Here is a 447-nt window from a genome sequence, read left to right on the forward strand (position 1 = left end):
GTGTAGTAGCATTTGCAGGAGCAGGAGCCATTGCTTTTGGTGGGTTTGTTGCATATGCAGGAATGGCAATAACAGCAATCAAAATGTTAGAAGATGGAACGATTGAGGCTAGTTCAGCTACTAAAAAATATCAAACTGCCTTAGAATCAGTTAAAAATACATGGCAAGATATAGTTAAACAAAATGCTAATGCAATATTTGAATCTATGGCTAATGCTTTAAATACAGTTGAAAGTGCTATGAAATCATTAACACCATTCTTAAAAGGTGTAGCTGACGGTGTGAACGTTGCTAGTAAGAAAATGCTAGAATGGGCAGAAAATTCAAAAGTAGCACAAAAATTCTTTAAAATGATGAATACAACTGGGGTTTCAGTATTCAATAAATTATTAAGCGCATTGGGTCGCTTTGGTGACGCTATAATTAACGTATTTACACAATTAGCTC

Annotated in this window: 1 pseudogene; it reads left to right on the plus strand. The window is 34.9% G+C overall.

The features are described 5' to 3' along the window. Positions 1 to 447: pseudogene (locus ACF91D_RS31945) on the plus strand (hypothetical protein); the annotation flags it as partial.

The organism is Staphylococcus sp. 231237_7MaSpsaltlick, assembly GCF_043107035.1.